Consider the following 20,488-nt stretch of genomic DNA (forward strand, 5'->3'; position numbering starts at 1 on the left):
CTTACTGGAGGACAGTGTTCTGTCGACCGAACCTCACGCGGCCCCTGCCGCTGATAGCGAGGCAGCCGAGAGTGCTGCCAAGAGCCGCCCAACCAATGTGGAGTTGCTGGAGCGGATCCTGAGCTCCCTTGACGAAGACAAGGCCGAAGATGTTGTGCAGATCGATCTGCGCGGCAAGACTGCGATTGCCGATTTCATGGTGATTGCCACCGGTCGTTCCAGCCGTCAGGTGGCCGCAATTTCCGAAAAGCTGGCTGACCGGCTGAAGCATGAATATGGCATCCTTAGCAAGATCGAAGGCCGCGATACTGGCGACTGGGTGCTGCTTGATACCGGTGACGTGATTGTTCACCTGTTCCGCCCGGAAGTGCGCGAATTCTACCAGATCGAAAAGCTCTGGCAGTCGGGTATGACCCCAGGCCAGGGTGAGGCTTAGACAGGCCAAAGGTCTGATTCCATGCAATGTGGTGGCGCCTGACCTTTCGGCGCCATCTCTTTTCTTTGTGCTGCGATCATGTCCAGACGGTCCATCGGGCGACGTTTCGGGCCGGGCGCATAGTTGGGGCAGGCGGCGCGAGGGCAGGGCCGAACAGGGGGGCTTTTCTGATGCGTCTTCACATCTGCGCGGTTGGACGGTTGCGCGCTGGTCCCGAAAAATCCCTGATTGACGACTATCTCAGCCGCTTTGACCGTACCGGTCGGGCGCTGGGTCTGGGGCCTGCGCGCCTGATAGAGGTCGAGGACAAGAAAAACGCCGGCATGGGGGCCGAAGCCAGCCTGCTGCGCAAGGCCCTGCCCAAGGGCGCGGTGATCTGTACTTTGGATGAACGGGGCAAGCTTATGAGCTCGCCTGATTTTGCCAAGCGTCTGGGTGATTGGCGCGATACCGGGCGGCAAGATCTGGCGCTGATCATCGGCGGTGCCGATGGCATTGACCCTACGCTGCGGGCCGAGGCTGATTTTTCGATCTCTTTTGGCAAGATGGTCTGGCCGCATATGCTGGTGCGGGTAATGCTGGCGGAACAGATTTACCGCGCCGCCACCATCCTGTCAGGCAGCCCCTATCATCGCAGCTGACAGGGCTGATGCGCGCTGTGGCAATGCCAGGGTGCGCAGGCATTGTCAGCCCTCGGAGGGTTCGATCATTTCCATGCGGGTGGCGTGGCGGCCGCCTTCGAATTCTGCCGCAAGAAACGCATCGACAATGTCCAGCGCCAGCCCCTTGCCGACAACACGCGCGCCAAGCGACAGCATATTGGCGTCGTTGTGCTGGCGGATCATGCGGGCTGAAAAGGTATCGGCACAGACGCCGCAGCGGATGCCTGCAACCTTGTTGGCCGCCATCATGATGCCCTGGCCGGTGCCACAGACAAGGATGCCCAGCTGGCAATCTCCCGAAGCAACGCGTTCGGCGGCAGCCCGGCCGTGAATCGGGTAGTCGGTGCTTTCCGGCGTGGTTGGGCCGATGTCGATGACCTCCCAGCCCTGCTGCGCAATATGGTCGGCAATGGCCTGTCGGAGCGGAATGTCAGCATGGTCGCTGGAAAGAACGATGCGCGGTTTGGCAGTCATTGAGGCGGTTCCCGTGTCCTGTGGTGGCATGGTCTTGGGCGCAGGGCCACAACGGCCCGGCCCTAGAGGCAGCGTGTCGCGATGCCCTGTGGCACAGGATAGCATGGGCCGCAAGGTGGGTCACCCATCCGCTGGCCGCACCATGGGGGTGGCTCTGGGTCACTCTAGTCGGACGACAACGGTTTCCTGCGCCCACCCATCCAGCAGGCAGCGTGCCTGGATTTGCACCTGCGTGGTGCCCTTTGGCAGGGTGACATTGCCCAGCGATCTGGTGAAGGGCTGTTCGTGTTCATGCGGGTGGGCGAGGGGGCGCAGGCCCAGTTCCGTGCCCTGCATGTCCAGCACGCGCCAGCCATCTGCGTAGTGCCCCCAGCCAGTATCGGGATGTGATAGTGTGACGGCAAATCGCCAGGTCGCACCTGTGCGTTGCGCATCGACCGCCTCTATCTTTGGGGAATCTGCCAGCGTGGGCAGCGCCCAGAGGCAAGCGAACAGGCAGGCAGACAGGGGAGGGCTGTGGTATGGCATGCGGTCAGCCTAGCGGCACTGTGACTGGCGGGAAGTCACGATGGCGTGTGCCGGGGCGATTGCGGCATCCCATGGGGAAATCTGGGGGCTGGCAACTTCACGCTTGCCACCTGAGGTGAATTGGTAATATATTTTTACCAAATGCCACGCCGATCGGTAACCCCAAAGGAGAGCCCCATGGAGATGCCCCCCCCAGATCCCGCCATTCTGGCCCGCAAGGCGCATCTTGTTGCGCGATTGGCGGCGGTGCTGCCGGGGGATGCCCTGATCCAGGATCCGCGTGAAACCCGCGCCTACGAATGTGACGGGCTGGCGGCCTATCGCTGCCCACCGTTGTTGGTGGTGCTGCCACGCAGCACGCAAGAGGTCTCGGATATCTTGCGGATCTGCCATGAGGAAGGTGTTCCGGTGGTGCCGCGCGGGGCCGGAACCTCTCTGGCGGGGGGGGCGCTGCCGACGGCGGATAGCGTGATTCTGGGGGTGGCGCGGATGAATGCGGTGCTGGAAACGGATTACGAGGATCGGGTGATCCGGGTGCAGTCGGGGCGTACCAATCTCAGCGTCTCGGGCGCGGTCGAGGAAGCAGACTTCTTTTATGCGCCCGATCCGTCAAGCCAGCTGGCCTGTGCCATTGCCGGCAATATCGCGATGAACTCTGGCGGGGCCCATTGTCTTAAATACGGCGTCACTACCAACAACCTGCTGGGCGTCACCCTTGTGATGATGGACGGCACTGTGGTGGAAATTGGCGGCGCGCATCTGGATGCGGCGGGGCTGGATCTGCTTGGTGTGATCTGTGGCAGCGAAGGCCAGCTGGGCGTGGTAACCGAGGCCACCCTGCGCATCCTGCGCAAACCCGAAGGGGCACGGCCCGTTCTGATCGGCTTTGACAGCAATGAGGTGGCCGGCACCTGCGTCAGCGATATCATCAAGGCGGGCGTGCTGCCGGTGGCGATTGAATTCATGGACCGCCCCTGTATCGAGGCCTGCGAGGCCTTTGCCAAGGCGGGTTACCCGATGTGCGAGGCGCTGTTGATCATCGAGGTCGAAGGCAGCGAAGCTGAGATCGCCCATCAGCTGCGCCTGATTGTAGAAATCGCCCAGCGGCACAACCCGGTAGAGCTGCGCGAAGCCAGCGATGCGGATGAAGCGGCGCGCATCTGGCTGGGGCGTAAATCCGCCTTTGGTGCCATGGGGCAGATCAACGATTACATGTGCCTGGATGGCACCATCCCGGTGGGCTCTTTGCCGTTGGTGCTGCGCCGCATCGGCGAATTGTCGCAGCAATACGGCCTGGCCGTGGCCAATGTCTTTCACGCGGGTGACGGCAATATGCACCCGCTGATCCTGTTCGATGCCAACAAACCTGGTGATCTGGAACTTTGCGAAGAGTTTGGCGCCGAGGTCCTGAAGCTCTGTGTGGATGTTGGCGGCTGCCTGACGGGTGAACACGGTGTTGGCATCGAGAAACGTGATCTGATGCTGTATCAGTATAGCCCCCGCGACCTGGAGGCGCAGTTGATGGTCAAGGATGTCTTTGATCCCAAATGGCTGCTGAACCCTGCAAAGGTCTTTCCCTTGTCGATCAGCGAAGATCGGCGTCGTGCGGCGCTGGCGGCGGAATAACTGGATATGAACAAGATGTTGACCCCTCAGAGCGAGGCCGAGCTGGCCGAATGCATCACGGCAGCCCAGGCACCGCTTCATATCATTGGTGGGGGCACCCGCGGCTGCGCGGTTGCAGGTGATGCCCTGACAACCCAGGGCCTCAGCGGGATTGAGCTGTATGAGCCCGGCTCTTTGACGCTGGTGGCCAAGGCCGGAACACCTCTGGCCGAAATCGAGACCCTGCTGGCCAGCGAGGGTCAGCGCATGGCGTTTGAGCCAATGGATATGCGTAGTCTCCTGGGAGACAGTGGCACGCCAACAATTGGCGGGGCCTTTGCGGTCAACAGCTCTGGCCCCCGGCGTATCCAGGGCGGGGCTGCGCGGGATTACCTGCTGGGCGTACGCTTTGTCGATGGCAGCGGCCAGGTGATCAAGAATGGTGGCCGGGTGATGAAAAACGTCACTGGCTATGATCTGGTGAAGTTGATGGCTGGGGCGCATGGCACCCTTGGCGTGTTGAGCGAGGTTTCGCTGAAGGTGCTGCCGATTCCCGAGGCCAGCGTCACGGTGAGCCTGGCCGTGGCGGATTTGGCCGTGGCGGTTCAGGCGATGTCAGCGGCGCTGGGCTCTCCCTTTGATGTGACCGGGGCCGCCTATGATCCGGCGGTGGGGCTGGTGCATATCCGGCTGGAAGGCTTTGCGCCGTCTGTTGCCTATCGCCAGGAAAAGCTGACGGCCGATCTGGCGCGTTTTGGCACTGCAGAGACCCGGCAAAGCTCCGAGGCGCTCTGGAAATATATTGGCTCTGCTGCGGCCTTCGTGGGCCGTACCGGCGACGTTTGGCGGATTTCGGTCAAGCCCTCGGATGCGCCGCGTCTTGCCCCGCAGCTGGGGGCCGAAGCCCTGCAGTTTGATTGGGGCGGTGGGCTGATCTGGGCCCTGACACCAGAGGGCGCAGACCTGCGGACCCGCATGGCGCAGGCCGGGGTTGCGGGCCATGCCACCCTGGTGCGCGGCAGTGGCGAAACTCTGGCGGCGCTGGGGCGGTTTCAGCCGCAGGCCAGACCGCTGGAAGAAATTTCCAAGGGGCTGCGGCGGCGGTTTGATCCGCGTGGCCTGTTGAACCCGGGCCTTATGGATACAGACCCGATGACACCTGGGCGTATGGGATAGATTATGCAGACGACATTCACCGAAGATCAGCTGAAAGACCCAAGTGTTGCGCGCTCGAACGAGATCCTGCGCGCCTGTGTGCATTGTGGGTTCTGCACCGCCACCTGCCCGACCTACCAGGTGCTGGGCGATGAATTGGACAGCCCGCGAGGCCGGATCTATCTGATCAAGGACATGCTGGAAAACAACCGGGTGCCGGATGCCAAGACGGTCAAGCATATTGACCGCTGCCTGAGCTGCCTGGCCTGCATGACCACCTGCCCGTCGGGGGTGCACTACATGCATTTGGTGGATCACGCTCGCGCCTATATCGACAAGAACTACCAACGCCCTTTGATGGATCGGCTGCTGCGGGCGGTGCTGGCCCGCATCCTGCCCTATCCAAACCGCTTCCGTCTGGCCTTGTTGGCGGCCAAGATCGCCAGCCCGTTCAAACCATTGATGCCGGATCCGCGTCTGAAGGCGATGCTGGAGATGGTGCCAAGGCAGATCCCCCCGGTCAGCCGCAATGATGATCCGCAAAGCTTTGCGCCACAAAGTCCGCACAAAAAGCGGGTGGCGCTGATGACAGGCTGCGCGCAGAAGGCGCTGAACACCGACATTAACGATGCCACCATTCGTCTGCTGACCCGGCTCGGCTGCGAAGTTGTGGTGGCCGAGGGCGCGGGGTGTTGCGGCGCGCTGACCCATCATATGGGCCGCGAAGACGAGAGCCACGCCACCGCCGCCAAGAATATTCGCGCCTGGAGTGCCGAAATCGCCGACAAAGGTCTGGATGCGATTGTGATCAATACCTCGGGCTGTGGCACCACGGTCAAGGACTATGGCCATATGTTCCGCAATGGCCCTCTCGCTGCCGAAGCGGCGCAGGTGTCGCAGCGCGCCATGGATATATCAGAGCTGCTGATGCAACTGGACCTACCGACGGGTAGCGACAAGGATCTTACCGTTGCCTATCACGCCGCCTGCTCGCTGCAGCATGGGCAGCAGATCAAGACCCACCCCAAGACCCTGTTGAAACGTGCGGGCTTCAAGGTGGTTGAACCTGCTGACAGCCATCTGTGTTGCGGCTCTGCTGGTACCTATAACCTGATGCAGCCCGAAATCTCGGGCGAGTTGAAGGCGCGCAAGGTTAAAACGCTGGAGGCCAAGTCGCCGGATTTGATTGCGGCGGGCAATATTGGCTGCATGATGCAAATTGGCTCTGCGACGGAACTGCCCATTGTGCATACGGTGGAATTGCTGGATTGGGCGACAGGTGGCCCACAGCCCCCGGCGCTGAGCGCCGAGTCGCGGCCCAATGCCGGGGTGCCCATCCTGCGCTAGTCTGCGGGTTCCATGGCAACACTTCGGTGGCATCACGGTTTATTTTTCCATCGGGCTGTCATTTGCGCCCGCTTGCCGTATTTTTGCCGGAGCCTGCGGGTAAACATGCGGGCAACTGACGATGGAGGCAGATGTGCAGGGATTGCGGTTTGGTGCAGGGGTGCTTGGGCTGGTGCTTGGCCTTGTGGTGGCTTTCCCCTATGCGGCAGGGGCCAAGGACAGCCGTTTGCAACCCATGGAAACCTCTGACGCCGGGCGCGGCTGGGAGGCCGTCGGGCGACTGGATGTCGATGGCGAAGGCTTTTGCACCGGCGCGCTGATTGCACCGGATCTGGTGCTGACGGCGGCCCATTGCCTGTATGACGCGCGCAGTGGCACCCGGATGAAGCCAGAGACCATCGAGTTTCTGGCGGGCTGGCGCAATGGCCGGGCGTCGGCCTATCGCACGGTGGCGCGGGCAGTGGTGCACCCCGATTACATCTTTGATGGCGAGGTTTCGACCGACCGGGTGCGCAAGGATATTGCCCTGTTGCAGTTGCAGCGCCCAATCCGCAATACCACGGTGATTCCATTTCAGACGGATAGCCGTCCGCGCAGGGGCGCTGATGTCGGGGTGGTGTCATATGCGCATGACCGCTCCGAAGCGCCCTCGATCCAGGAGCTCTGTACTGTGATGGCGCGGCAGGACGGGGTGCTGATCATGTCTTGCGATGTTGATTTTGGCTCTTCCGGTGCCCCGGTCTTTTCCTTTGAAGGCGGCAAGCCGCGCATCGTCTCCGTGGTCTCTGCCAAGGCCGAGGTCGACGGCAAGCGGGTGTCTCTGGGGGCGGCGCTGGCAGAAGAACTGCAATTGCTGCGCGCCCAGTTTTCCTCTGCTCGGATTGGCAGTCGCCTGCCGACCGGCGTGGGCCGTGTGCAGGTTGGCGGTGCGCGGCCAACTGGTGGCGCCAAATTCATCCGCCCCGGCGGATAAAACCCGGTGCGCAGGCCCCTTGAAATCGGGTTGGGCAGGCATATTTCATCTAGTGTCAGGGTCGCCAAGATGGGGCCCCGACTGCAGCCGCCCGTCCCACTGGGAGGGCTTATGAATGTCGCTCATATCTGAGGATATAAACATGCGTAGACTAGATTTTGCACCGCTGAACCGCGCAACCATTGGCTTTGATCAGATCGCCGATCTGATGGATCGCGCCCTGACCAATGATGTCAGCCAACCCAGCTACCCCCCCTACAACATCGAAAAAACTGACGATGACAGCTATCGGATCTCCATCGCTGTCGCCGGTTTTAGCGATGATGACCTCTCCGTTGAGGTGAAGGAAAATGCCCTGGTGGTGTCGGCCCGCAAAGGGGAAGAAGACGAAAGCCGCAGTTTTTTGCATCGCGGCATCGCCACCCGCGCCTTTGAACGTCGCTACACCCTCGCTGACCATGTGCGCGTGACCGGGGCCAGCCATGCCGATGGCATGCTGCACATTGATCTGCACCGCGAAGTGCCCGAGGCCTCTAAGCCCCGGCGTATCGAGATCAGCACGACAGGCCCCAAGCAAGCCTCGATCGAAGCCGAAGCGCAGTCTGTGAACTAATACCTCGCCGCGCCGAACCCCGTTCTGTTTGTTGGCTTTCTCCAGGGGCCTGAACAGACCGTGCATAGCCCCAGGTCAACTTTTGACCTGGGGCTATGTGTGTTTGTGCGCCCTTTTTGGGCATCCCCACCGGTAAGCTGAACAAGAACTTACCAAACGGTAAGCGCCTCAACTTACCATTTGGTAAGTATCGGGCTCCATGCTAGGAACTGATTGTCCCTTCAGGAGAAACGTCCATGCCTGCTGTTGCCCAAACCCGTACCCGGTTGCTACAGGTGGCCAGCATCAGGCTGGCCGAACGGGGCTATCATGGTACCAGTCTGGCAGCAGTTGCCGAGGATGTCGGGGTCAGCAAGCAGGCCCTGCTGCACTACTTTGGTTCAAAGGCGCTGCTATATTGCGCGGTGCTGGATCAGCTGGGCCAGGATTTGTTGCAGATGCTGTTTTCAGCCATGCAGGACGGGCAACCCGCCGAACAGCAGCTTGACAGTTTCTTTGCCGCGCTGACCGCAAGAGCGGTGCAGGATCCCTGGCTGCCGTCGCTGTTGCTGCGGGTGCTGATTGAAGAGCGGGCGGCCGGATCCGGGGACGCTGCCGAACCGCTGCCCCTGCAGGATTTCCTTGAGCCACTGATTGCGGTGATCCAGGCAACAGAGCGCTTCAAGGCCAGCAGCTTTGCGCAGGCTCTGGCCACGGCCCTGCAGCTATTGGGCGGTGCCTGCCTGTTCCCGGCGGCGCAGGCCGGGCTGGCGCATAGGTTTGGACCGGAGGTGGTTGATCAGCTGTGTGACATTTCCCCAGTCCAAATTCAGGCTTTGCTCGCGGCCAGACTATGAGACATCCAGCACAGCTTTAAGGGGAGCGCGATCAATTTTACCACTTGTCTGAAGTGTCCAATAAAGATTTAGTTGGGGTCAATCTTTAAGAATTGCAACTAAGAGGCCAGAGGATGGATCCGAAGGACATTGAAGAGATGCAGGCGGGTTTCGCGGCGATCTATGGGCGCAAGGCGGAATTTGCGGATCGTTTCTATGTTCATCTTTTTGCCCGGATGCCAGAGGCTGAAGCGATGTTCGTCGGGGATTTTACCAAGCAAAAAGAGATGTTTGCCTCGATGTTGACCTATTGCCTTAAAGGCGTTTCCGACCACAAGAGTCTGATTCACGCAGGCGATACCCTGGCCAAGACTCATGCACGTTTTGACCTTGGTACACGGGAAGCGGAACTGGCGATCGATGCGATGATGGCGGCCTTTGACGATGTGCTGGGGGGTGATCTTGCTCCCTCCCAACGCGAAGTCTGGCGGGCGGCAATTACCCGGATCACGGGGTTGGTTCTGGCGGATAGAAGCCTAGAACACTGAATGTTTCATCTAGGGTCTATCCTGCAGCGGAAAACCGGGCCGGGCTGTCGCTGCGGGCCCCAGAAAACCTACTGGAGCCCGCCACTTGTCTGACTTGGGTACTGCCTGTTGGCAGGTCGTTCACACAGCCATGCAGATGTATTTCATTTTTCTCTGTAGTCTCAGCGACGAATGCGATCACAAGGAGATAACATTTAAATACATGATACTTATCGTTAAAATCTTGACAAGAGCAGTCACTTTCTACTTTGTGGGTTTGTTCGTTGTTCCAATAGTGGGTGTAAGTTGTCCCAATAAGGGGTCTGGTACATGTCTCAGTTTGCGCCACGAAGCGGTAATGCCAACTATATAAAGCGACGTGGCAAGAGCTATTATTATCGCCGTGTCATACCGGTTAAGTTCCGTTCGTTTTTTGAAGGCAAGACGGAATGGAATATCAAGTTGGAAGCTGCGACGGACGCGGGTCGAAAGGCTGAGGCAGGCACTTTGGCGCACAAGCACAACAAGATGATGACAATCGAGAATTTCGATGACATCGTAACTTCAGAGCATAATCCGGTTGATGATACTCTAAGCGTGAAGCTGGACTTCAGTCCCGAAAACCTGCCGGTCAACAAACAAGTGCCGCCATTCGAGTTTTACCGAAATGGTAAGCTCGTTAAGGCTTACAAGATTGCAGGAAGCAATGATCCTGATTTTCTGAAGCAAGCCGAGGCCGAAGGTTATTTCGCTATGACAGGCCCTGAGTTTTGGCAGCAGACCAAATTCTCAAAGCTGCGACAGTCGTTTAAATTTGCTGAGGAACGCGATGACAAAGAACTCGCGAGGTTTCGACTTAGGAAGGCTCAACTCAAACTTGATAAATTGGCACCACCAAAGGGTGATACGCTACGTACAATTCTTCCGAAGATGCACCAGCAGTATCAGCCACGTCAATCAACGAAGGATGGTCATAAGCGGGCAATCGAAGAGTTCATAGCGTTGCATGGCGATCTTCCTGTGGCCAGCATTACGAAACGCCACGTATCAGAATACTTGGAATATCTGGGTACGATTAGATTTAGAAACCGACCCTTGGCTCCAACCACAGTAAAGCAACGCCTAGACAAGCTGGTCGCTATCTTGCAGTTCGCAACTACGGTCGATGCTGTTGATTACAATGTTGGCAAGTCCATCAAAGCCCCCAAGGATACGCGCCCCCAAGGTGACCAGACTTATAAGCCCTTCTCAAAGCCAGAGGTGCGAAAGTTGATTGATTTGGCGACGAATGCTTGGACCACGCGACGCTACCAGTCCCATCGAACCCAGATGTCACGCATGACAGACTCGATCACTGCGTTACATATGCTTGTCTGGACGGGGGCTAGACCAGAGGAGGTATGTCAGCTTCGGCTTGATGATGTGGATTTGGATCGTATGGGCATTATGATCACTAACGAGACTGATGAGCTTGAGGCATCTGATCGGAAACTAAAAAATGAAGAATCTGTACGCGGCGTACCGATCCACAATACCTTACTTCCAAGATTGTCCGAACACATGGAGCAAGTGCTCCAAGTCAGCAATTCAGGATTGTTGTTCCCATCGTTCGAACCAATGTCAGAAAAGGGCCGCTACGCCACCCCTATTGGGGCCGATTGGAGCAAACATTTCCGCGCTCAAATAACGGCTGATCCGCAAAAAGTGCTCTACAGTTTGCGGCATAGTTGGGCAGGGGAATCTGTCAGGGTTGGGATGTCGGAAACAATGCGCAATGCGATCATGGGTCATAAGTCCGACTCGAAGTCATCTTCTGCCAAACGCTATAGGTTTCACTTTGAAGACTTGGACAACCAGTTGGAGTGGGTCAATAAAATGGATTGTATTGGTGGATAAGCCTACTGTCTGAATACGGGGGGTGTTCGATACGGCTGTGGATGTAGCATTCTTGCAGCAAACACAGGCTCATGTCGCAGAACTGGCCTGTGCTGTAATCAACTCGGTTACACATATGGGTTGGCAGTTTCCTGGTGGTGCTGGGACGGGAACACCAATTTGGTCAAAACCCTAAGATCAAACTCACGCTGGTGGTGCCGCAAAGAGCTACCAGCCACGTCCGTCAATGCGGTTAGTCGCTGACATCCACGAGATCGATAACCGTGAATGAGACGCTGATGGTGCCATCTGGCTTGCGAAGTGTTCCCTTTTCGATGGTAGCTCGGAACGTATCTCCCAGCGTGATACCATCGCGGCCTTCGATACGTTCGAGATAATCCTGACTGATCTGATGACTGAACTTGCCAGACATGATGGTTTCTTCACCACGTTTTCGGAAATCAAATGTCCGCTTGATTGGTGACAGCCCGACCAAGGTGCCTGTCCAAACTTCTTTTGCAATGTTGACGTTGCTATCCGAAATTCGCTTGTAAGCACGATTCACTGCGGCTCTATCGAATGAATACGCCTTGTCGGGGAAGTTTGCCTTCAACGTTGCTTCATTCTTTTCAAGGTGACGGAAAAACTTGGCAAGTTCGTTGAAAACACGCGGGTTGATGTCGTCCACATCTACAAGAAATTCATCATCATCAACCTGCGCAAACTCTTCGAACAGGTCCGCAGCTTCTTCCATCGCCTCACGCAACGGGGTCTTCATGACGCTTGCCTGTCGGGCTTCCTTTTCTTCAAGAACAAACCCGAACGAACCCGTCGCCAAGCCGCGCAGGTTCAGTTGCGCCATGTCAGAACCTTTTATCTTACCCTTGCTGCTTAGCTGACCCTTCATGCTTGCAGCATACAGGCGTGTTACAATGCCCTGAAAGTGCAGCAAAGCTTGTGCAGCAAAGCCAGCGTCAATGGCAGATGTTCCGATCACGGGTCGCCCATCGAATAGGACAGAAACCTCTGCGATCTGAGCGTCTTGGCGCTCAGCTTCATCGAGTTCATCAGAAATGATATCGAAGCGTGACTGATAATTCATCATGGCCACAATGTCAGATGAACCTGACGCTTCGGAAATTCTTGCCTGAAGCTCGGACTTTTGGCGGCGAAGATCAGCGATTTCTTGAAGACTAGACATTGAACTTACCTCCTATCGCATTGGTCACAGCAACAAACTCCATTGGGTCGTTCGCTAGTGGTATGCTCACAATACCTTTCTTTTCGGTTGACCCTCTGATGTCGGTGAACAAGCCACCCCAATACATCGTCGCGCTGACGAGTGATGTGGCATCAGCGTCCAGATCAATCGAAAATGTGTCGCAACTGTATACTGGTTTCATGTTCTTGGTTTCGAAAAAGTTCCAATGCAGGGCGGTCTGGTATGCTGCGGCCCAAGATGCGTCACTGCCTTGGTATTTTATGGGGCGGTTGAACAACGTAACAACATCAATGTCACTGGGTGGCCTCCTTCTAGTGGCCTCCACGTCCTCAACAAAGCTACCGTCCACCCATTGATGGCCCGACACAAAGCCACCATTGAAAAGATGTTTGCGGTAGGCGTTCAGGCCCAAGATGAGTTTTGCCCGATGGGGGGATGTGCAAAATCTTTCCACCAACTGAAACATATCGGTCTGATAAGGGGACCGTTTGGCCGGGTCGGTCGGGCTTGCATCAATAAATGGTGGTAACGCGCCTGACGCGGCGAATGGTGGAATAATCATACACAACTTCCAGACAAGTTTGTTTCACCATGCCTGCGAATGCCAGAGTTGTCCAACCCTCTACGGGTCTGCTCAGAAACAGCCTATCCACAGGTCAATAAACGAAGAACGGGATTTGATTAACTGGATGTCTTTCGGCCATGATCATCAAAGCCCCCATCGTTCCATTGCCGCCGCCGCCGCCGCAGGCTCATCACGAATGCGGATCAGCGTTTGGCGTGACAATCCAGTTTGCTTTGATACAACGCTAGGCCCGTTCCCAAGCCCCAGCAGACTCGTAGCCAAGTCGAATGTCGCGCGATCATACGATGGTTTGCGCCCACGAAACCGATCCCCCTTTTTCTTTGCAAGCTCGATGCCAGCCTGCTGTGCCACCCTTGTTGCCTCAGCCTGCGCCTGCGCAGTGGCAGCAAGGAACGCGATCATGGCATCTCTTACGGCTTGCTGCACTGGGTCCGTTGTAGAACCATCAAAGGTCATGTCGTTGATAACTGTTCTGATGATGACGCCTTGCCGAATGAAATGTCTGACTGCATCAGTCACATCATCATAATTACGCCCCAGTCGATCCAACCATCGCAGTACAAGCGTGTCACCTGAACGCAGTTTGTCATAAAGCCTGCGTCCTTCAGCGCGATCACGCAGTCTGTGCTTCACACCAGACACACCGTGGTCAGCTACGACTTCGTCAATTATGAACCCCGCTGCTTCTGCTTGAGTGACTTGGTGTTCCAACGTCTGATCTCGCGTCGAGACACGTGCATAAAATATGGTTGTCAAAATCTCTCCAGTAAGTCCGTTAACATGGTGTCCGTATATAGGGGTGTCCGTATGGTGGAGTCAAGTCTTGCGGACATCGTTACGGTTGGCTTCGGTCGTTACGTATAGGTATACTTGTACGGACATGACCGATTAGAGTGTCCGAGATTATGCGGCTAGTGAATTGGGTTGTTGAATAGCCAATTCGAACACCACGCGGTCGATCACATCGGTCCGACTTGGGTATACACTATTCGGACACGTTACCATCGGGGTGCCGATATTGCAGTCAGCAGTTCCGTCGAGATGTAACTGGAAGCTCTTCACCAAAATACATGCTCAGGAATTTCACCATGTTGAACGGCTTTGGATTTGGCCGACGCAGCCCTGTATCGTCGAACAATGCCTTTTCAGCGTGTTGGTATACGTCAATGTGTTGCTTGAGCCTATTAGCCACACCAGGGCTACCAGTGTAGATTTCGTACGCTGCAACCAGATATGGTTCCAACAGTTCTTCAAACTTATCGTCAGCCAGCTTTGCGGCGCGTCGGTCAAACGTTTCCGCTTCATTGAACGGTGTTAATCCAGAAGCATCGCGCGTCTTGTTCTCACGAGATATCTCCTCCCGTAGTTTTTGACGTTCGGCTTTGGTGGGTTCGATGTCTGTGATTATTGGCTGATGTTTGCGTGGCATCGCTGTCTCCAAGTTGATGTTAGTTCAACTGTATTTATGAATGCAGCGCAAAAGAACCGATGTTAGGCCAACAAGTGCAGGTCTGGATTATGTAACACACACGCTCTCCGTTCGCTGCATTTACTTACAGCGTGTTTTGGCGTTGATGCTCAATTAACCTGCGTTTTTAGCGGGGAGATGAGATATTTTATTCCAATTTTGAGCAAGTCTAGAAAGGTCTTCTCTAGTCGCTAGTCTGGTGGTTCTAACAGGGCCAACTTTGAGTCTGACGCACTCATGAAGCCAACGAAATCAATTACTTCAAAGAAATTCAACCTTACCCAGTTACAATGTAAGAGCAAGACTGCACTGAACTTGTCCATGAACTGAGCGCGGTAATTTGGCAGGGATTTGATACCAGCCAAGATATCTATACCGTTGGACATCCACTGATGAATGAACTTCTCAGCATAACTCAACTTTGACCAGTTCTTCTTGATCCATTGCAATCGGTTTTCTCGCTCGAGGTATTTCACACGATCTTGGTCGATGACTATACCGCTGACTGAGATAGATTTTCCAAAAGCGAAATTCCGGTTTCTTCTGTCCCAAGTGCTATCGATCTGGACGAATTCTAAAGCAGCGTCAGCAGATTGATCTCCGAAGGGCAATTCAACTTTCTCCATGCACATGTATTCTAGATACCCCTGAGCGCCACCTACCATGGTGCCGCACTCCAACACAGTATGATCTCTGGTGCGACGTGCACAAACCCTATTGCTGCCAGGAAACTCTTTGGCAAAGAGGTTCCGTAGCTCTACTCGCGTCATCCACGGATCGAACAGCAAAAAATGGATATGGAGCATCACGTGCCGAGTGTGAGGTAATGCAGCGTTGGAAACGCCAAAGGGGAGATCGATATCTGGAAACTCCGATGGCAGATCATCAGCATATTTTGATACAATATCAAATTTTCCTCGTGCAATGGCTCCATGGGACAATTTGTTTAACACTTTCCGTAGCTTCAAATGATACCGCTCTTTGGTTTCCTTGAGATCACCGTCGAAAGAGACAAGGCATAGATTAACCGTGAAGCTATGTAGCATCGCTATAGGCAAGCCCTCAAACGGGCCCATCATACGTTGCCCGCCGCGTACACGATATTCTTTAGATTTTGCACTGGTGGTTGTTGCTTGGGCTTTGCCCAGTGGTTTCAACTGTTTGGTTTTCTTTCTGACTGCTTTGGATTGTTTTGCGTTAGAGCAAGTGGGGCAGTGCTTTGAGTTGCATCTATAGGCTGGTTTGCATCGGCCAACTCGGTTTAGGATCGGCTGAATCCACCGCGCATTTTCAGGTGTAAGCGCCTGCTGTAAGTGTTCAAGAATGGCAACCTTTTGTTGGTATACCGTGCCACTATGAATACTTTCACTCCGGCGTCTTTTCTGAAGTGTCTTCTTTGATAATCTCGACATTATTTGTTCCTTTCGGACCAACAAAATGAGGCCCGTAAAGGTATCTAGGTAAATCGCCCGCCGAAATGCTCACGTTAAGCAAAATAAATACGGTCCAGAATGACTGTGCCCATCGGGATGACCCCTGGTGCTAAATACAGTTAGACAATCGGAGGACGCGAGATGGATAGAAAAAAGGTTACAGTCAAAGGTGTTGATACAGAAGCTTGGGATATCCTTTTGCATCTTCGTCAGGTTGAACAAAGATTCTGTGGTGCGATCCTATCCGACTGCATTCGTGAATATTATGCATGTGAGTATGATGAAGATGGTGATGAAGGTCAGGGATGACCGTTCAGTTTCCATCAACAATAACCCAAAGTCCATCGTGCCCACTGACACCAGCCCAATCCAGCTTTTGGTCTTCGAGAAAGGCTCGGACGTTATCATCCAATTCCCCGTTGGCGTACTGGCATTTATTACCCACTCGGGAGAAAGTGATCCCGAAAATTTCTTCGTTGGTCTGATTATCGCTCATGGCGGCACAGGTGGCTGCCAGTTCTCGCAGATCATGCAAAATGACGTTTGGGTCTTTGTATTTTGGATCACTGTCAGCAAGAGCCGTGGTGCCGAACAAGGCCAAACATGCCGTGATTTGAATGATTTTCATTTGTGTCTCCCAGTGTGAATTATTGTCTTTTTTCAGGGCACCCGCCAAACGTAGTGCTACGGCTTATGTTATCGTTCACCAGTTTTCACTTTTGCTGCGCCGCATCGGTGTCGTGATCTACCTTGACCAATTCCTGTATGCTGACAGCCCCGTTCGTGGCGTCGACGATTGCCCGAAGCGTTCTGCGGGATGGAATGTTAATACCATCTCTCGCCCTCAGTACCGTCGGAGCACTAACGCCGCAGCGGTCACCGAAGGCTTTCAGGCTAAGTTTGTTCTGATCGAGGTAATCCTTGAGTGTCATAAGGTCGTTACCTATCATGTAACAAATGATTCGTCACAGGTAATTTACATGTTTGTTGCATTTTCTTCCAAATCGTTACACGATATGAAATGGCCAAACTTTCAAGCGATTCAACGAAACATCTTTTTGACCGCATCCGAACGGCTCGGGAGCGGTCTGATATGAGTATGGATGATGCCGCTAAAGCCTTGGGTGTCAGTCGTGTACAGATTTGGCGACTGGAGCATAAATCCAAAACTGTAAGTGCCGAACGTCTGTTTGAATTGGCAGACCTGTACGGCGTTGATCCCCGAAAGCTTCTTCAAGGTGATGACGCGCTACCCGCACACCATGCTCACTACCGCCGTATTGCAGAAGTCGTGGCCATGGTGGAACAACAGGCACAAGCTCTCGATGCGCGTCCTGCCCCAGAACTGGTAGGGGAGGCCGTTGTCGAAATCCTACAACAGGAAGCCAACCAGCCGACCGAGGTTAAGTCGAACCCATTCGATCCCTCCCAATACCAAGGCTTGATCGCTCTCTTATTCAAACAGGCAGCACATAAATGACCCAAGTTTCCCAATCCGAAATCAACAATGCGGCGTGGTCGGCGTGTGATACCTTCCGTGGTGTGGTCGATCCATCGATCTACAAAGACTACGTTCTCACCATGCTCTTCCTGAAATACATCTCTGATGTTTGGAAAGACCATCTCGCCACGTATCAGGCGGAACACCCTGACAGCCCAGAACTGGTCGCTGCGATGATGCAGCAGGAGTCGTTCGTGCTACCACCCGATGCCAGCTTCCACACGCTGCACAAGCGTCGCCATGAGGCTGGTAACGGTGAACGCATCGACAAGGCCCTCCATGCCATCCAAGAGGCCAACGGCAACAAGCTGGATCAGGTGTTCCAAGACATCCACTTCAACAGCACCAAGCTGGGGGATGAGGAACAGAAAAACGACCTGCTGCGCCACCTGCTAGAGGACTTCGCCAAGCCCGCGCTTGATCTGCGTCCATCCCGTGTGGGGCAGTTGGACATCATCGGCGGGGCCTATGAATATCTGATCAAGCACTTCGCGGCCACAGCGGGCAAAACGGCTGGCGAGTTCTATACACCACCCGAAGTGTCCGACCTGATGGCGCGTCTGGCTGACCCTCAGGAAGGCGATGACATCTGCGACCCCACCTGCGGGTCTGCGTCCCTACTGATGAAATGCGGGCGTCAGATCAGGAACAAGACGGGGACCAAACGTTACGCCCTCTACGGTCAGGAATCCATCGGCTCCACATGGGCCTTGGCCAAGATGAACCTGTTCCTGCACGGCGAAGAAAACCACGAAGTCCTCTGGGGTGATACCATCCGCAACCCGAAGCTACGGGTGAAGGAAGATGCGCTGCGGCACTTCGATGTGGTCGTCGCCAACCCGCCGTTCTCTCTCGACAAATGGGGGACTGCGACCGCTGAGGCTGATACATTCGGGCGCTTCCGTCGTGGTATCCCGCCCAAGACCAAGGGCGACTATGCATTCATCCTGCATATGATCGAGACGCTGAAACCCAAGACGGGCCGCGCTGTGGTCGTCGTTCCTCATGGTGTTCTGTTCCGTGGATCGACCGAGGGGAAAATCCGTCAGAAGCTGATTGAAGAGAACCTGCTGGATGCGGTGATCGGTCTGCCCGAAAAACTGTTCTTTGGGACTGGTATCCCTGCCGCGTTGCTGGTGTTTCGCAAACAGAAGGCGGACGACTCCGTGCTGTTCATCGATGCCAGCCGAGAGTTTGCATCTGGTACCAACCAGAACGCGCTGGAACCGTCCAACATCGACAAGATCATGCAGACATTCACGGATCGCACATCGGTGGACAAATACGCCTATCGTGCAACGATGGCCGAAATCGCAGAGAATGACTTCAACCTGAACATACCACGATATGTGGATACCTTTGAGGAAGAGGAAGAGATCGACCTGATGGCGGTGCGGGCCGAACGGGTGCAGTTGAAGGACGAACTGGCCGAGTTGGAAACCCGCATGGCGGGGTATTTGCAGGAGCTTGGATATGGCTCCTGAGGGGTGGGAACGTAAGCAGATTGGTGACGTTTGCGCAGCAATTGTAGATTGTGTGAACAAAACGGCACCTGTCGTTGATCAACCGACACCCTACAAAATGATTCGTACTACCAACGTTCGACATGGGCGAGTCGACACTGAAAGTGTCCGTTATGTCACTGAAGAAACCTACCGCACTTGGACGCGCCGTGGCGCACTTCGGGATGGTGACATAATCTTAACTCGTGAAGCCCCTGTCGGGGAGGTTGGCCAGCTTCGAAACGCTGACGGAATGTTCTTAGGTCAACGAACAATGGTGTATCGGGCAGATGATGCACTGATGGATCAGCGGTTTTTATACCAGTCGATGATCGGCCCAAGCCTCACTCGCCAATACCATGCCGATAGTGCCGGTGGAACAGTGGCACACATTCGAGTTCCCGATTGCTCGAAGTTTCTCTTGATGGTTCCCCCACTCCCCGAACAACGGAAGATCGCGGATATCCTCTCGACGTGGGATCAGGCCATTGAAAAGACCGAGGCCCTGCTGAGCAACGCCCGCACCCAAAAACGCGCCCTAATGCAGCAACTCCTCACAGGAAAACGCCGCTTCTCCGAGTTCGAAGGCCAGCCATGGAAAGAAGTGCGGTTGGGGGATGTTGTGCAATGTCTCGACAACAAGCGTGTCCCCCTAAACTCAAGCCAACGCAATGAAATGCAGGGCGACATTCCATACTGGGGTGCGAATGGAATTGTGGGTTATGTGAATGACTACATCTTTGACGAACCTCTAGTGTTACTGGCCGAAGATGGTGGGTATTTTGACGAATTTGCCACACGTCCAATTGCCAGCTTGTCCTATGGCAAGGCGTGGGTGAATAATCACGCACATATCTTGAGAGCGGGCGAACAGGTGCAGACCGAGTGGCTCTACTATGCTTTGGTAAATCGAAATATTCTCGGTTTCATTAACTCTGGAACCCGTTCCAAGTTGAACAAAGGTGACATGCTCAAAATACCGTTGGAATTACCGTCCCTCTCTGAGCAGGAACGTATTGCCGAAGCAGTTGGCCTCGCAGATCGAGACGTAACCGACTTGGAGCAACAAATCACCAAACTCCGCACCGAGAAGAAGGCCCTGATGCAGCAACTGCTCACGGGCAAGCGGCGGGTGGTAGTATGACGCTTTTTCCCCTCACACTTTGGCACGGAACATCGGCACATTTATTGCCTAAGATTGAAGAACACGGGCTTGGTGGGCGGAATGTCATGCAGGATTGGCGTGTCATGGATTTCATCCAATGGGCGTTACCGCTCGTTGATGTCGATGAAACCGACTTTGCGCATCCTGACTACCTTAGACTTATGCCGATCAAAGCTGCGGCCAAAGGTGGTGCAGGTGGAATGAATTTTGAATACGGCGATGTGTATGTTGCGGGCGGGTTTCATAAAGCTGCTGATTACGCCCTGAACGCCCCAGAGCTTATGTCGTTCGTGCCGACATTGCTGGATGTTGCCGATGATCGTGGGGTTGATGCCGTTCGTGATGGATTGGCTGAATTCCCTGAGATCAAAGAATTTATCAGCCTAGAACCCCGTCCGGTTGTCCTGAAGTTGCCACCTGTACCGGCAGATATGGTGATGAGCGAGAAGGGCGAAGCGGTCCCGTTGTTAGATCGGATGCGAGATGATCCAAACAGTGCTGTATGTGCTCAACTCGGGTTTCGTCTGACAACCGTGGTGCCATTCGATGCAATTGAAGTGATCGATACAAGTGACCACAAACGTGTTTTTGTTCTTTAATT

24 protein-coding genes are annotated in these 20,488 nt (G+C 55.1%); 15 read left to right on the top strand and 9 right to left on the bottom strand.

Annotation, left to right across the window (positions count from 1 at the left end):
• Positions 1 to 19 precede the first annotated feature (19 nt).
• On the top strand, positions 20 to 436 hold the full coding sequence (gene rsfS / locus P2081_RS10125; protein WP_232403400.1) for a ribosome silencing factor: 417 nt from the start codon (positions 20 to 22) through the stop codon (positions 434 to 436).
• A gap of 170 nt (positions 437 to 606) precedes the next feature.
• The gene (rlmH, locus tag P2081_RS10130; RefSeq protein ID WP_278922751.1) at positions 607 to 1,077 is read left to right on the top strand and encodes a 23S rRNA (pseudouridine(1915)-N(3))-methyltransferase RlmH; all 471 of its coding nucleotides are present in this window, start codon (positions 607 to 609) and stop codon (positions 1,075 to 1,077) included.
• A gap of 45 nt (positions 1,078 to 1,122) precedes the next feature.
• Here the strand turns inward: rlmH and rpiB are convergent, their stop codons facing one another.
• Both rpiB and P2081_RS10140 read right to left on the bottom strand, forming a co-directional pair.
• On the bottom strand, positions 1,123 to 1,572 hold the full coding sequence (gene rpiB / locus P2081_RS10135; RefSeq protein ID WP_278922752.1) for a ribose 5-phosphate isomerase B: 450 nt from the start codon (positions 1,570 to 1,572) through the stop codon (positions 1,123 to 1,125).
• Positions 1,573 to 1,731: 159 nt separating this feature from the next.
• On the bottom strand, positions 1,732 to 2,100 hold the full coding sequence (locus tag P2081_RS10140) for a hypothetical protein (RefSeq protein ID WP_278922753.1): 369 nt from the start codon (positions 2,098 to 2,100) through the stop codon (positions 1,732 to 1,734).
• Positions 2,101 to 2,277: 177 nt separating this feature from the next.
• On the opposite strand from P2081_RS10140, the gene P2081_RS10145 reads away from it, so the two are divergent.
• From P2081_RS10145 to P2081_RS10180, 8 genes are all read left to right on the top strand, one after another.
• A complete protein-coding gene (locus tag P2081_RS10145; RefSeq protein ID WP_278922754.1) occupies positions 2,278 to 3,726 on the top strand; it encodes an FAD-linked oxidase C-terminal domain-containing protein in 1,449 nt (482 codons plus the stop codon).
• A 15-nt stretch (positions 3,727 to 3,741) separates the two neighbouring features.
• Complete coding sequence (locus P2081_RS10150; protein WP_278922755.1) at positions 3,742 to 4,881, top strand: FAD-binding protein; 1,140 nt, start codon at positions 3,742 to 3,744, stop codon at positions 4,879 to 4,881.
• A 3-nt stretch (positions 4,882 to 4,884) separates the two neighbouring features.
• Positions 4,885 to 6,207, top strand: coding sequence for a glycolate oxidase subunit GlcF (glcF, locus tag P2081_RS10155; protein ID WP_278922756.1), 1,323 nt, complete (start codon positions 4,885 to 4,887; stop codon positions 6,205 to 6,207).
• A gap of 121 nt (positions 6,208 to 6,328) precedes the next feature.
• Positions 6,329 to 7,180: a trypsin-like serine peptidase gene (locus P2081_RS10160; RefSeq protein WP_438826533.1), complete on the top strand. Its 852-nt coding sequence runs from the start codon at positions 6,329 to 6,331 to the stop codon at positions 7,178 to 7,180.
• 142 nt (positions 7,181 to 7,322) lie between these two features.
• On the top strand, positions 7,323 to 7,793 hold the full coding sequence (locus P2081_RS10165; protein ID WP_278922757.1) for an Hsp20 family protein: 471 nt from the start codon (positions 7,323 to 7,325) through the stop codon (positions 7,791 to 7,793).
• A gap of 236 nt (positions 7,794 to 8,029) precedes the next feature.
• Positions 8,030 to 8,629 carry a TetR/AcrR family transcriptional regulator gene (locus P2081_RS10170; RefSeq protein WP_278922758.1) on the top strand — a complete coding sequence of 200 codons (600 nt, stop codon included), beginning with the start codon at positions 8,030 to 8,032 and terminating at the stop codon, positions 8,627 to 8,629.
• A gap of 113 nt (positions 8,630 to 8,742) precedes the next feature.
• Entirely contained in the window at positions 8,743 to 9,156 is a 414-nt protein-coding gene (locus P2081_RS10175; protein ID WP_278922759.1) for a globin family protein, read from the top strand.
• A 309-nt stretch (positions 9,157 to 9,465) separates the two neighbouring features.
• Positions 9,466 to 11,031 (top strand): site-specific integrase, encoded by a 1,566-nt coding sequence (locus P2081_RS10180; protein ID WP_278922760.1) that lies wholly within the window; start codon positions 9,466 to 9,468, stop codon positions 11,029 to 11,031.
• 232 nt (positions 11,032 to 11,263) lie between these two features.
• Here the strand turns inward: P2081_RS10180 and P2081_RS10185 are convergent, their stop codons facing one another.
• The 5 genes from P2081_RS10185 to P2081_RS10205 all read right to left on the bottom strand — a co-directional run bounded on the left by P2081_RS10185 (position 11,264) and on the right by P2081_RS10205 (position 15,698).
• Positions 11,264 to 12,211, bottom strand: a complete 948-nt coding sequence (locus tag P2081_RS10185) for an ABC transporter C-terminal domain-containing protein (RefSeq protein WP_278922761.1) — start codon at positions 12,209 to 12,211, stop codon at positions 11,264 to 11,266.
• Positions 12,204 to 12,794 carry a DUF6932 family protein gene (locus P2081_RS10190; RefSeq protein ID WP_278922762.1) on the bottom strand — a complete coding sequence of 197 codons (591 nt, stop codon included), beginning with the start codon at positions 12,792 to 12,794 and terminating at the stop codon, positions 12,204 to 12,206. Before P2081_RS10190 ends, P2081_RS10185 begins: the two co-directional genes overlap by 8 nt.
• A 147-nt stretch (positions 12,795 to 12,941) precedes the next feature.
• On the bottom strand, positions 12,942 to 13,577 hold the full coding sequence (locus P2081_RS10195) for a recombinase family protein (RefSeq protein ID WP_278922903.1): 636 nt from the start codon (positions 13,575 to 13,577) through the stop codon (positions 12,942 to 12,944).
• A gap of 265 nt (positions 13,578 to 13,842) precedes the next feature.
• Positions 13,843 to 14,247: a hypothetical protein gene (locus P2081_RS10200; protein WP_278922763.1), complete on the bottom strand. Its 405-nt coding sequence runs from the start codon at positions 14,245 to 14,247 to the stop codon at positions 13,843 to 13,845.
• Between the two features lie 230 nt (positions 14,248 to 14,477).
• Complete coding sequence (locus P2081_RS10205) at positions 14,478 to 15,698, bottom strand: hypothetical protein (RefSeq protein ID WP_278922764.1); 1,221 nt, start codon at positions 15,696 to 15,698, stop codon at positions 14,478 to 14,480.
• 162 nt (positions 15,699 to 15,860) lie between these two features.
• Here P2081_RS10205 and P2081_RS10210 point away from each other — a divergent pair, with 162 nt between their 5' ends.
• The gene (locus P2081_RS10210; protein ID WP_263763922.1) at positions 15,861 to 16,028 is read left to right on the top strand and encodes a hypothetical protein; all 168 of its coding nucleotides are present in this window, start codon (positions 15,861 to 15,863) and stop codon (positions 16,026 to 16,028) included.
• 4 nt (positions 16,029 to 16,032) lie between these two features.
• Here the strand turns inward: P2081_RS10210 and P2081_RS10215 are convergent, their stop codons facing one another.
• Entirely contained in the window at positions 16,033 to 16,347 is a 315-nt protein-coding gene (locus P2081_RS10215; protein ID WP_278922765.1) for a hypothetical protein, read from the bottom strand.
• Positions 16,348 to 16,432: 85 nt separating this feature from the next.
• On the bottom strand, positions 16,433 to 16,651 hold the full coding sequence (locus P2081_RS10220) for a helix-turn-helix domain-containing protein (protein ID WP_278922766.1): 219 nt from the start codon (positions 16,649 to 16,651) through the stop codon (positions 16,433 to 16,435).
• Between the two features lie 89 nt (positions 16,652 to 16,740).
• Here P2081_RS10220 and P2081_RS10225 point away from each other — a divergent pair, with 89 nt between their 5' ends.
• The 4 genes from P2081_RS10225 to P2081_RS10240 are packed head-to-tail and all read left to right on the top strand — an operon-like array spanning position 16,741 to position 20,486.
• Positions 16,741 to 17,199: a helix-turn-helix domain-containing protein gene (locus P2081_RS10225; protein ID WP_278922767.1), complete on the top strand. Its 459-nt coding sequence runs from the start codon at positions 16,741 to 16,743 to the stop codon at positions 17,197 to 17,199.
• Complete coding sequence (locus P2081_RS10230; RefSeq protein ID WP_278922768.1) at positions 17,196 to 18,704, top strand: type I restriction-modification system subunit M; 1,509 nt, start codon at positions 17,196 to 17,198, stop codon at positions 18,702 to 18,704. The genes P2081_RS10225 and P2081_RS10230 overlap by 4 nt, the downstream gene beginning before the upstream one ends.
• Positions 18,694 to 19,866, top strand: coding sequence for a restriction endonuclease subunit S (locus P2081_RS10235; RefSeq protein ID WP_278922769.1), 1,173 nt, complete (start codon positions 18,694 to 18,696; stop codon positions 19,864 to 19,866). The genes P2081_RS10230 and P2081_RS10235 overlap by 11 nt, the downstream gene beginning before the upstream one ends.
• On the top strand, positions 19,863 to 20,486 hold the full coding sequence (locus P2081_RS10240) for a hypothetical protein (protein ID WP_278922770.1): 624 nt from the start codon (positions 19,863 to 19,865) through the stop codon (positions 20,484 to 20,486). The genes P2081_RS10235 and P2081_RS10240 overlap by 4 nt, the downstream gene beginning before the upstream one ends.
• Positions 20,487 to 20,488: the final 2 nt, after the last annotated feature.

Origin of the sequence: Pseudophaeobacter profundi (assembly GCF_029697505.1) — a bacterium.
In the GTDB taxonomy this organism is placed as follows: domain Bacteria; phylum Pseudomonadota; class Alphaproteobacteria; order Rhodobacterales; family Rhodobacteraceae; genus Pseudophaeobacter; species Pseudophaeobacter profundi.

What these genes read in the sequence shown, in the direction of transcription:
- P2081_RS10180 (WP_278922760.1), top strand. Translation starts at nt 9,466, where the DNA reads ATGTCTCAGTTTGCGCCACGAAGCGGTAATGCCAACTATATAAAGCGA.
- P2081_RS10160 (WP_438826533.1), top strand. Translation starts at nt 6,329, where the DNA reads ATGGAGGCAGATGTGCAGGGATTGCGGTTTGGTGCAGGGGTGCTTGGG.
- P2081_RS10225 (WP_278922767.1), top strand. Translation starts at nt 16,741, where the DNA reads ATGGCCAAACTTTCAAGCGATTCAACGAAACATCTTTTTGACCGCATC.
- P2081_RS10190 (WP_278922762.1), bottom strand. Translation starts at nt 12,794, where the DNA reads ATGATTATTCCACCATTCGCCGCGTCAGGCGCGTTACCACCATTTATT.
- P2081_RS10220 (WP_278922766.1), bottom strand. Translation starts at nt 16,651, where the DNA reads ATGACACTCAAGGATTACCTCGATCAGAACAAACTTAGCCTGAAAGCC.
- rpiB (WP_278922752.1), bottom strand. Translation starts at nt 1,572, where the DNA reads ATGACTGCCAAACCGCGCATCGTTCTTTCCAGCGACCATGCTGACATT.
- P2081_RS10235 (WP_278922769.1), top strand. Translation starts at nt 18,694, where the DNA reads ATGGCTCCTGAGGGGTGGGAACGTAAGCAGATTGGTGACGTTTGCGCA.
- P2081_RS10210 (WP_263763922.1), top strand. Translation starts at nt 15,861, where the DNA reads ATGGATAGAAAAAAGGTTACAGTCAAAGGTGTTGATACAGAAGCTTGG.
- P2081_RS10145 (WP_278922754.1), top strand. Translation starts at nt 2,278, where the DNA reads ATGGAGATGCCCCCCCCAGATCCCGCCATTCTGGCCCGCAAGGCGCAT.
- P2081_RS10200 (WP_278922763.1), bottom strand. Translation starts at nt 14,247, where the DNA reads ATGCCACGCAAACATCAGCCAATAATCACAGACATCGAACCCACCAAA.
- P2081_RS10170 (WP_278922758.1), top strand. Translation starts at nt 8,030, where the DNA reads ATGCCTGCTGTTGCCCAAACCCGTACCCGGTTGCTACAGGTGGCCAGC.
- P2081_RS10150 (WP_278922755.1), top strand. Translation starts at nt 3,742, where the DNA reads ATGTTGACCCCTCAGAGCGAGGCCGAGCTGGCCGAATGCATCACGGCA.
- P2081_RS10165 (WP_278922757.1), top strand. Translation starts at nt 7,323, where the DNA reads ATGCGTAGACTAGATTTTGCACCGCTGAACCGCGCAACCATTGGCTTT.
- P2081_RS10230 (WP_278922768.1), top strand. Translation starts at nt 17,196, where the DNA reads ATGACCCAAGTTTCCCAATCCGAAATCAACAATGCGGCGTGGTCGGCG.
- P2081_RS10185 (WP_278922761.1), bottom strand. Translation starts at nt 12,211, where the DNA reads ATGTCTAGTCTTCAAGAAATCGCTGATCTTCGCCGCCAAAAGTCCGAG.
- glcF (WP_278922756.1), top strand. Translation starts at nt 4,885, where the DNA reads ATGCAGACGACATTCACCGAAGATCAGCTGAAAGACCCAAGTGTTGCG.
- P2081_RS10215 (WP_278922765.1), bottom strand. Translation starts at nt 16,347, where the DNA reads ATGAAAATCATTCAAATCACGGCATGTTTGGCCTTGTTCGGCACCACG.
- P2081_RS10140 (WP_278922753.1), bottom strand. Translation starts at nt 2,100, where the DNA reads ATGCCATACCACAGCCCTCCCCTGTCTGCCTGCCTGTTCGCTTGCCTC.
- P2081_RS10240 (WP_278922770.1), top strand. Translation starts at nt 19,863, where the DNA reads ATGACGCTTTTTCCCCTCACACTTTGGCACGGAACATCGGCACATTTA.
- P2081_RS10175 (WP_278922759.1), top strand. Translation starts at nt 8,743, where the DNA reads ATGGATCCGAAGGACATTGAAGAGATGCAGGCGGGTTTCGCGGCGATC.
- P2081_RS10205 (WP_278922764.1), bottom strand. Translation starts at nt 15,698, where the DNA reads ATGTCGAGATTATCAAAGAAGACACTTCAGAAAAGACGCCGGAGTGAA.
- rlmH (WP_278922751.1), top strand. Translation starts at nt 607, where the DNA reads ATGCGTCTTCACATCTGCGCGGTTGGACGGTTGCGCGCTGGTCCCGAA.